Origin of the sequence: Armatimonas sp. (genome assembly GCF_043760365.1) — a bacterium.
Taxonomy (GTDB): domain Bacteria; phylum Armatimonadota; class Armatimonadia; order Armatimonadales; family Armatimonadaceae; genus Armatimonas.
Map to the genome: position 1 here is coordinate 1 of NZ_JAYUPA010000784.1, position 9634 is coordinate 9634.

The following is a 9634-nucleotide window of genomic DNA, read 5'->3' on the forward strand; positions in this document are numbered from 1 at the left end:
GCCTCGCGCACCGCGTGGGGCATTCGGGCAAGCTGCTTGAGCATGGCCTGCTCCGCCGGATGCACCAGCAGATTTCCCCCATTATTGGGGGCTAGGGGGCTCTGGGTAGCCTTTCGTAGAATACTCCGGCAGCGGGCGTAGGCGTACTGGAGATACATCGCGGTGTTGCCTGTGTCAGCGAGCATCTTGTCCCAGTCGAAGGTGATATTTCGATCCGGCCCCTGAAAAAGATCGGCGTAGATCACCGCCCCGATTCCCAACATGTCGGCAACGTCCTGAATCTCCGCCGCGGTAATCTCCGAGCGTCCGTCGGCGATACTTGCTCGCATCTTTGCCTCGGCGCGCTCCACGGCTTCGTCCAGCACATCATTCAGAAAGACAACATTTCCTTCACGCATCGAGAAGCGCCCGCCGTTGGGTGGGCTGACTTTCCCGAAGCTAATATGGATGCTGACATCGGCAATTTTTGCGTAGCCCATGCGCCGCACGATCTCAAAGACCTGCTGAAAGTGCAGCTTCTGCTCTGCCCCGACCACATAGATATTGCGCGCCGGAGCGTAGTGTTCTAAGCGGTGGAGGCAAGTGGCAGCGTCGCGGGTCTGGTAGAGTGTTCCCCCATCGGACTTTTGCAAGAGGCAGCTTGGCAGCTTATCATCGAACCCCACGACCAGTGCGCCGCCCGCGTCCCGAACCGCGACACCTTTCTCAACAGCTTCGGCCATCACGCCGGGCATCATGGACTCAAAGTAACTCTCTCCGTGCTGGGTCGTGAAGTGGATTCCGAGCCGGTCGTAGGTATGGCTAAACTCGGCCATCGTGATATCAATGAGCGTCTGCCATGTCTGCCGCGCCCACACATCGCCGTCTTCCAGCTTCTTGAACCAGGCCCGCGCCAGGTCTTTTAGGCTCTCGTCGTCTTTGGCTTCGCTATTGTACTTCGCGTAGACCACCACCAGGCTCTGCACGGGATCCGGGTCGTCCCACGGCGTGAGTTTCCAGAGATCAATTGCGGCCAGGAGCATCCCGAACTGCGTGCCCCAGTCGCCTAAGTGGTTGTCCGCGATCACGTCGTAGCCCAGCGCCTCGAAGATGAGCCGTAAACTATGCCCGATCACCGTGGAGCGCAGGTGCCCGACATGCATCTTACGGGCGATGTTGGGCGAGCTGTATTCGACAATCACTTTCTCGCCGCTGCCTACCGAGCTGTCTTTGCCAAACGCATCGCCCAGGCGCGTCACTTCCTCAAGCACGGCACTTGCGAGCACCTCGGGGCGAACCGTGAAGTTCACAAACCCACCGGCGGCCTCGACGGTCGCCAGTAGCCCGCTGCTCTCCAGACGAACGGCGGCGGCGAGTCGTTGCGAAAACACCGGCGGGGATTCTCCTGCCGCTTTTGCCGCCGCGAAAATAGGGCAAGCAAGATCCGCAAGTTCTCTGTTTTTAGGCTCCGCCAGCGCAATTGCCGACGTCTCAATCAACCCCGTGGCAACCAGTGCGAGGGTCGCCTCCGCCCGCAGGCGGTCAAAGACATAGTTCAAGTTCATGGGGTTCAGGATACCATGAGCCCCTCGGATATAATAAGCCCATGAACTGGCGAGGAAGGCTTTCGGCACTGGGACTCGGTGCACTTATCGGGTTCTGTTCTCTGCGCACCGCCGATGCCCAGAAGGTCACCAAGCCCGCCGAGAAAGTTGTTAAAGTGGACGCGGTATACTTTGAGACCAAGGTAAAACCGATCCTAGAGAAGCACTGCCTCGGCTGCCACGGCGTAGATACCCAACTCTCCCACTTCGACCTGCGGAGCCGCGAGAGCTCGCTCAAAGGTGGCACACGCGGCGTGGCGATTGTCCCGGGCAGTGCCGAGAAAAGCCTGCTGCACAAGCTCCTCACCGGAAGCCGCGCCCCGCTCATGCCACCGGGCGGAAAGCTCCCGGCGAGTGAGATTCAGATTCTTAAGGACTGGATAGACGGCGGCGCGCCCTGGGGAAGCTCGGCCAAACTAGAGACAGCGCAGAAACAAACGTGGTGGTCCTTCAAGCCGCTTTCCCCGCTCAGTGTGGGCCAAGGAGCAGGTATTGATCCCTTCATCACAGCCAAGCTCAAGGCCGCTGGGCTCTCGCTCGCGCCGCCCGCGCCGCGCCGGGTTCTCATTCGCCGCGTCTATGCCGATCTGTGGGGGCTGCCCCCTGCGCCGGAAGCTGTCGAGGCGTTTGTGCGCGATACCGACCCGAAGGCCTACGAGAACCTCGTCGAGGCGCTCCTGGTAAGCCCGCGCTACGGCGAGCGCTGGGGACGGCACTGGCTGGATCTGGCACGCTACGCCGACTCGGGCGGCTTCGAGGGTGACAAAGACCGGAACCTCATGTGGCGCTACCGGGACTGGGTCATTGATGCGTTCAACAAAGACCTGCCCTACGATGAGTTTATTCGGCTGCAACTTGCGGGCGACGAGCTCAAGCCCAGCGATAACAACGCCTGGATCGCGACGGGCTACTTGGCGTGTGGCCCGCAGGACATTGTGGAGAACAACGCCCGCACCCGCGCCAACGAGCTAGATGATCTGGTCGCTACCACGAGCTCCGTCGTGCTGGGCCTCACCGTCGGCTGCGCGCGCTGCCACGACCATAAATACGACCCCGTGAAGATGACCGACTACTACCGCCTCGCCGCGATCTTCGCCCCCACCGAGCGCCGTGAGGTGGACATTCCCGGCGGAAAAGCCCAGGCAGTCACTGACAAAGGTCGGGAGTTTGGGCCATCCTTTCTGCTCCGACGCGGCGATGCCTACCAGCCGGGTACAGAGATCAAGCCCGGCTTTATCTGCTCGCTCCCCGGCGGCGAGGAGGAAGTTGGTGCCGCGCCAAAAGACACCAAGACCACAGGCCGACGGGCAGCGCTGGCACAGTGGCTAACAGCCAAAGAGAATCCGCTCACGGCGCGCGTGCTGGTGAACCGTGTCTGGCAGCACCACTTTGGGCGCGGGATCGTCGCCTCTACCAGCAACTTTGGGCTCAACGGCGACCTCCCCACGCACCCCGAGCTACTAGACACGCTCGCGCGGCAGTTTACCGAGAGCGGCTGGAGTGTCAAAACCCTACATCGCCTGATGCTTCTCTCGAAGACCTACCAGCAAGCCTCCGACATTCGCCCTAATGCCCTCAAGGCCGACCCGCAGAACAAGCTGCTCTGGCGCATGTCCGTACGACGACTGGAGGGCGAGGCGGTTCGCGATAGCCTGCTCGCAGTCGCAGGAACCCTGAACCTCGAAATCGGAGGGCCAGCGGTCTACCCACCCGTGGATCCCACTCTACGCGCCGACACCTTCCAGGGCATGAACTGGCCCGAGGGCGAAGATAGCCCCAAGACTTGGCGGCGCAGTGTCTATGTGAAGGTGAAGCGATCGCTGCTTTTACCTCAGCTAGAAGTCTTCGACTGCCCGGAGATTACCTACACGGTTGCCCAGCGCAATATCACCACAACGCCACTGCAGGCACTGATGCTTCTCAACGATCCGCTTGTTCTGCGCCAGGCTGCCCTCTTCGCCGAGCGGCTAGCGCGTGAGCGCCCTGGTGATACCTGGGCACAGATAGACCGTGCGTATCGCCTCTGCTTTGGCCGCTCCCCCACCCCCAAAGAACGCCAGCTTAGCCTGCGCTTCCTCAAAACCCGCTCGTTGCCCGAGTTCTGCCATACCCTGATCAATCTGAATGAGTTTGTCTATATCAGATAAAAAACTCCAGTGATGAGCTCCGTCGCTGGAGTTAAGTAATCTCTTCGCATTCAGGAGCCCTAGTGCATCATCCAGTCTTGATTTTTGAGTAGGGGTGTTTCAGTCTCGTACTGACTTTCGTTTATAGCAGTGGAATCGAGCGTGAGTGCCGTAGAATGTGTTTGGGTCATCTTGGGTCGCTTTCTTGTGTTTTGCGACTTTAAAGATAGCCTCAGGATGACCTATCTGCCATACCGTAAAAATACCTGCCCATCCGTACAGTCGGGTACAATGCCCACCATGAAACACGTTACAGCGGCGTTGGTTCTTCTAGCATTTTCTCCCTCCGTCCAGGCGCAGACGCCCCCCGCGGCTGCCAGTACGATCAAGCTCTATCAGATCAAGTACGCCACGCCCAAAGAGCTCTCGGAGCTGATGACCAAGCTACTTCCCGAAATACAGACCCTGCTCGGCCCTCAGCCCAAGTATGTCCGCGATACCCTTCAAGGGGAGGATCTTGGGGTAGCGGTATCCCCCACGCCGCGTGCAGCAGCATCTACGGCGGATACCGTGGCCACCGACGTAAAAGATCAGTTTGTGCGCTTTTTGGTACTCAAAGGCACACCGGAAAAAGTGGCAGAAGCTCTGGCAATCTTGGAGCAGCTTGACCTGCCTGCACCGCAGGTGCTCATCGAGGCACAGATTCTGGATATCAACGAGGGCTTCTCCAGTGCGCTTGGCATCTCCTACGACCTCGCGCCGGGAGGTAAATCAACATCACTGACGGTTGAGAAGCCACTTCCCGAGCGCAAGGGCAACGATATTCTCTTTGGCCGCACCACGCGTAGCCCCATCACTTTTAATGCCGCGGTTGATGCCGCGATTCAGAAAAACCAGGCACGACTGCTCGCGAACCCAAAACTTATCGTGCTCTACAACCAGCGTGCGCGGATCTTTATTGGTGATGAAGTCTCCTTCCTCAGTGGAACGCAAGTCTCTGCCAATGGAACCGTGCTTCAATCACAAAAGGTTAATGTCGGGGTCGAGCTCAATGTCACCGCCCTCGCCAATCCCGATGGAACCATACTTCTCAAAGTAAACCCGGAGGTCGGTAGCCTCACCCAGATAGACACACTCGCTAATGGGATTTCTCTGCCACGTATCTCACGCCGCACGGTGCAGACATCGGTGCGCCTCAAAGATGGGGAAACACTTGTCATCGGCGGTCTGATCGGTGAGAATGAGGCCACGGCTCTGCGCAAAGTGCCCTTGCTAGGCGATCTTCCCCTCCTGGGCCAACTCTTCCGCCGCAATGCCCGCGACAAAGGCCGCTCAGAGCTGGTAATCATCTTGAAAGCAACCATTCAAAAGCCATGACAACGACACAAATTTTGCAGGAGGGCACGATTGCCCGTGTGAGATTGAACCGCCCTGAAGTACACAATGCTCTCAACGAAGTTCTCATTGCAGAGCTGACGAAAGCTTACCAGGACCTTGGGGCCAATCCCGACGTTCGAATCATCGTCCTCTCAGGCAATGAAGTGAGCTTCTGTTCGGGAGCTGATCTGGAGTGGATGGGCAAGATGATTGATTATAGCCAACAAGAGAATCTCGCGGATGCCCACAAAGTCCGTGTGCTTTTCGAAACGATCGCGCAGTGCCCCAAACTAACGATCGCTGCTGTCAATGGCGCGGCAATGGGCGGCGGGGCGGGCTTAGTGGCGGCGTGCGACTACGCAATTGCCAGCGCCAGTGCCACGTTTGCCTTCTCCGAGGTCAAGCTCGGGATCATTCCTGCCGTCATCAGCCCCTTTGTGGTGGAAAAAATCGGACTCGGCGCAGCGAGGGCGTACTTCACCACAGGGCGACGCTTTGATGCCCTGACCGCGCTCCGGCTCGGGCTGGTGCAGGAAGTGGTGCCCGCCGACGATCTTGCTGCCAGCGTGAATAGCGTCCTCACGGATGCGGGTAAGGCGGGTCCCAAAGCCATTGTCGCCTCAAAACAGCTCCTGCGCGAGCTGGCGGCAGGGACGGCGGACACCGTGGAAGCCATTGCAAAAATCCGAGTTTCTCCTGAGGGTCAGGAAGGGATTCGGGCATTTTTAGAAAAGAGAAAGCCCGTATGGAAACGAGAGAGCTAGGAAACGGTGGGCCGCAGCTCACCACGGTCGGTTTTGGAGCATGGGCCGCAGGCGGTCCCTATGTGTTTGGCTGGGGTCCCCAGGACGACAACGACTCGATTGCCGCGATGCTCAAGTACCTAGAGCTCGGCGGCAACTGGATCGACACAGCGGCGGTCTACGGCTTCGGTCATTCCGAGACGGTGGTAGGCAAGGCAGTGCGCGAGTTCGGCCAGCCCGTCTTTGTGGCGACCAAGTGTGGCCGCGTGCGTGGGGCCACCGACGCGGAACGTCCCCAGAGCGATCTGCGCCCGGAGTCCATCAAAAAGCAGCTCGACGACTCGCTTCGGCGCTTGCAATTAGATTGTGTAGACTTATTTCAGATCCACTGGCCGGACAACGACACCGAGACGCCGCTGGAGGACTCGTGGGCAATGATGGCGGAGCTGCAAGACGCTGGGAAGTGCCGCTTTATCGGCGTGAGCAACTTCGATGTGCCACTGCTCAAGAAATGCCACGCCCTCCGCCGTGTGCAGAGCCTCCAGCCGCCCTACTCTCTGCTCCGGCGCGAAGTCGAGGTGGAGATTCTGCCCTGGTGCCTCGAAAATGGGGTCGGCGTGGTGGCGTACTCTCCCATGCAAGCCGGGCTTCTCTCGGGCAGCTTTGACATCAACCGCGTGGCCGACGACGACTGGCGGCGCAAGAACCCGCTCTTTCAGGAGCCTCAGCTTACCAAGAACCTCGCCTTTGTCGAGCGTCTGCGACCCATCGCACAGGCGCACGGGAAAACTGTCGGCAACTTAGCCGCCGCCTGGGTGCTCTCGCATCCCGCCCTCACTTGCGCCATTATCGGGGCGCGCAGCCCCCAGCAAGTGGCGCAGAATCTCAACACGGCGGGCTGGCAGCTCACCGACGAAGAAAAAATGAACGTTCTTGCCGCCCTTGAGGACTAAACACCTATGAAACGATACCTTCCTCTCGTCGGCCTTGCGCTCCTAACAGGCTGCCAGGGCCAGCCAGGCTCCTCAATGCCAATGTCAGCGGGAAAATCAGTGTCGCTCGATGCTCCCGCCTCTACTGCCTCGGGAATGGTCGCTGGAGAAGCCAAAACGGAAGCGGAAGTGTCTGCGCCAAAAGCACCGGCCCTGCCGCGCAAGATTATCTTCACCGGCGAGGTGACGCTGGTCTGTGAGGACCTGGACAAAGCCTCCGACGCGCTGGAAGCCCGCGCCAAAGAGTTTGGCGGGTACATCAGCAACGCCAACCGAACCGGTGTGCGCGGCGAGACGCGTGAGGGTTCGTGGACGGTGCGCCTTCCTGCTGAGAAGTTCGATGCGTTCTTGAAAGCCCTCCCCGCCCTCGGAGAGCTTCAGAGCAGTAACCGCAAGGCCGACGATGTGAGCGAAGAATTCTACGATGTCGCGGCACGGCTCAAGAACAAAAAGATCGAAGAGACCCGCTTGGTGGAGCTACTTCAGAAGGCCACGGGCAAGCTCACCGAAGTGCTCACGGTCGAGAAAGAGCTGAGCCGGGTACGCGATGAGATCGAGCGCATCGAGGGCCGCCTGCGCTTCCTCACCAACCAGACTGATCTGTCCACGATTACCATTACCCTGAAGGAAGTCAAGAACTTCGTCCCCGAAGGCCCCCCGACACTCGCAACGCAAGTCTCCCGCAGCTTCAGCGCCTCCGTGGAGAACCTTAAAGCCTTTTTTGTGGGGATCCTGCTCATCGTCGTCGCACTCGCGCCCTGGGTTCTGCCGCTCGCACTCGTCTGCTGGATTGTGTTCCGTATCGTGAAAAAAAGGACGATAAAATAGAGATTATGAGCATTGTCGAGTTAGAAGTGGCAGTTCAAAAGCTTTCCTCTAAAGAGCTTCGGGAATTCATGAGCTGGTTTGATACCTACCGTGACGAACAATGGGATAGCCAAATAGCTACAGATCTCAAGTTAGGAAAGCTAGCCTATCTAATCGCCGAAGCAAAAGAGGCAAGCCGTAACAAAAAAACACGTCCATTGCCATGACAAACCGCACGACTCCTCATTTTTGGGAGGACTATAATGCGTTACCCAAAGAAATTCGTGATGTCGCAGATAAGAATTTCAGGCTCCTTGAGGAATCTCCGGAACATCCCTCGCTCCAGCTAAAACGTATTGATGAACTCTGGTCAGTCCGCGCCGGAATCGGGAGTCATGCGGAGTACGACAAACTGGTAGCAAATCAATGAGCCGCTGGCGATTGGACGGCCAGCGGGCTCTGGTGACGGGCGGGACGCGTGGGATTGGCGCGGCAGTTGTCGCGGAGCTGCGCGAGCTGGGAGCGACGGTGCTCACGGTGGCGCGCTCCGGGGCGGATATCTGTGCGGATATCTCCGAGGACGGCGCAGCGGAGCGTATTCTCGCGCGGGCCTACGAAACGCTCGGCGGGCTGGAGATTCTGGTTAACAACGTTGGAACCAATGTCCGTAAGCCCACCACGGAGCTTTCCGATTCGGACTACGAGCGGGTGCTGGGAACCAACCTGGATGCTGTGTTTCGCCTCTGCCGCGCCGCACAGCCTACACTTGCAGAAAATCGCGGCTGCATCGTCGCTATCGGCTCGGTGGCCAGCAGTGTGGCGATTGGAACGGGCGTGGCCTATGCACTGAGCAAGGCGGCTCTGGATCAGCTCACGCGCTATCTTGCCGTGGAGTGGGCCGGTGACGGGATTCGGGTGAACTCCGTCAATCCGTTCTACACCCGCACTCCCCTGGCACAGCCCGTGCTCGATGATCCCGAGCGGCTTGCGCGCGTTCTGGCAAGCACCCCGCTAGGCCGAATTGCGGAACCGGAGGATGTGGCTGCCGCCGTCGCGTTTCTCTGCCTGCCCGCCGCACGCCATATCACAGGGCAGTGTGTCGCGGTGGATGGTGGCTTTCTCGCACGGGGTGCCTACCTGGCGTAACGGCAGGCTCGCCCCCGCGCGTGCGTGTCGAGCGATTCTTAGCGAACCTGGAAACCTGCCTGATCCAAAACCGGCTGGCCGGAGGGGAAGTAGGTACGGCCCCAGAGGAAGCGGTTCGGGTTGATGGTGTCGTTGAAGCGGTGCCACTTGGCATGACCATCGGCAAACATGTAGTTAGAGCCACCCGAGTGACGACCAGGAGACATGAAGCGGATGTGCAGACCACCGTCAGCAGCCGTCCCACGGCAGCCTGCGGTGTTGGTGATCCCACGGGTATCCGCAGGGCCGCCCCAGCCTTCGGCACCTTGGGCCGCAGCTTGGGTTATGGCAAAAAGTGGGCCGGTCACGTCAGCAACACTCTGCCCCGCCCACTGTCCACCACCTGCGGTTCGCATCATGGCATTGACAGGACGGTGGCTCTTGTTACGGCGCTCATTGTTCTGCTGGCCGGTCGAGCCCAGGAAGATACAGTTGCTAAAGTCGGTCATCTCGCCAATGGCGATGACATCGGCAGGAGCATCCACCGCCGCCATCGAGACAACATTGGGGGCATCTTGTGGCCCACGCTTGCGGGGCATGATCGAGGAGTTCGGGATATAAGAGAGACGTGGCACCTGTGCTTCACAACCGGGCTGGGTGATATTTGTCCAGTCAGGGCAAGCAGGGTTATCTGGCCCTACACCTCGGAGAGCATCGGAAGGACAGACCCAAACCTGGGCATTCTTAAGATAAGGATTGATAAGAACGCTCATGTGAACGTAGCCACCCGCCGAACCACCATTTACAGTAGCTGTATTATTCTTGTAGTAGTAGGCAGTGGGGTAGGTTTCATCGTAATCCTGCACATACTGCATAACACC

General features: G+C 59.1%; 10 protein-coding genes. 8 read left to right on the forward strand and 2 right to left on the reverse strand.

The genetic code is table 11. The annotated features are described in order from the left end of the window. A partial coding sequence (argS, locus tag ACH2EH_RS18855; protein WP_395144048.1) for an arginine--tRNA ligase occupies positions 1-1544 on the reverse strand: 1544 nt, incomplete at its 3' end. Between the two features lie 41 nt (positions 1545-1585). Between argS and ACH2EH_RS18860 the strand changes: the two genes are divergently transcribed. The 8 genes from ACH2EH_RS18860 to ACH2EH_RS18895 all read left to right on the forward strand — a co-directional run bounded on the left by ACH2EH_RS18860 (position 1586) and on the right by ACH2EH_RS18895 (position 8774). After that, positions 1586-3730 (forward strand): PSD1 and planctomycete cytochrome C domain-containing protein, encoded by a 2145-nt coding sequence (locus ACH2EH_RS18860; protein WP_395144050.1) that lies wholly within the window; start codon positions 1586-1588, stop codon positions 3728-3730. 279 nt (positions 3731-4009) lie between these two features. After that, positions 4010-5086, forward strand: coding sequence for a type II secretion system protein GspD (locus ACH2EH_RS18865; RefSeq protein ID WP_395144052.1), 1077 nt, complete (start codon positions 4010-4012; stop codon positions 5084-5086). Beyond that, positions 5083-5850 carry an enoyl-CoA hydratase-related protein gene (locus tag ACH2EH_RS18870; protein ID WP_395144054.1) on the forward strand — a complete coding sequence of 256 codons (768 nt, stop codon included), beginning with the start codon at positions 5083-5085 and terminating at the stop codon, positions 5848-5850. The genes ACH2EH_RS18865 and ACH2EH_RS18870 overlap by 4 nt, the downstream gene beginning before the upstream one ends. Then, positions 5832-6782, forward strand: coding sequence for an aldo/keto reductase (locus ACH2EH_RS18875; RefSeq protein WP_395144057.1), 951 nt, complete (start codon positions 5832-5834; stop codon positions 6780-6782). The genes ACH2EH_RS18870 and ACH2EH_RS18875 overlap by 19 nt, the downstream gene beginning before the upstream one ends. Before the next feature lie 6 nt (positions 6783-6788). After that, the gene (locus ACH2EH_RS18880; RefSeq protein ID WP_395144060.1) at positions 6789-7649 is read left to right on the forward strand and encodes a DUF4349 domain-containing protein; all 861 of its coding nucleotides are present in this window, start codon (positions 6789-6791) and stop codon (positions 7647-7649) included. Between the two features lie 5 nt (positions 7650-7654). Beyond that, positions 7655-7855 (forward strand): hypothetical protein, encoded by a 201-nt coding sequence (locus tag ACH2EH_RS18885; protein ID WP_395144063.1) that lies wholly within the window; start codon positions 7655-7657, stop codon positions 7853-7855. Then, positions 7852-8058 carry a hypothetical protein gene (locus ACH2EH_RS18890; protein ID WP_395144065.1) on the forward strand — a complete coding sequence of 69 codons (207 nt, stop codon included), beginning with the start codon at positions 7852-7854 and terminating at the stop codon, positions 8056-8058. The genes ACH2EH_RS18885 and ACH2EH_RS18890 overlap by 4 nt, the downstream gene beginning before the upstream one ends. Further along, positions 8055-8774: an SDR family oxidoreductase gene (locus ACH2EH_RS18895; protein ID WP_395144068.1), complete on the forward strand. Its 720-nt coding sequence runs from the start codon at positions 8055-8057 to the stop codon at positions 8772-8774. Before ACH2EH_RS18890 ends, ACH2EH_RS18895 begins: the two co-directional genes overlap by 4 nt. A gap of 38 nt (positions 8775-8812) precedes the next feature. On the opposite strand, the gene ACH2EH_RS18900 is transcribed toward ACH2EH_RS18895, so the two are convergent. Continuing rightward, positions 8813-9634 (reverse strand): H-X9-DG-CTERM domain-containing protein (locus ACH2EH_RS18900; protein ID WP_395144069.1); only part of this gene is annotated, 822 nt, incomplete at its 5' end.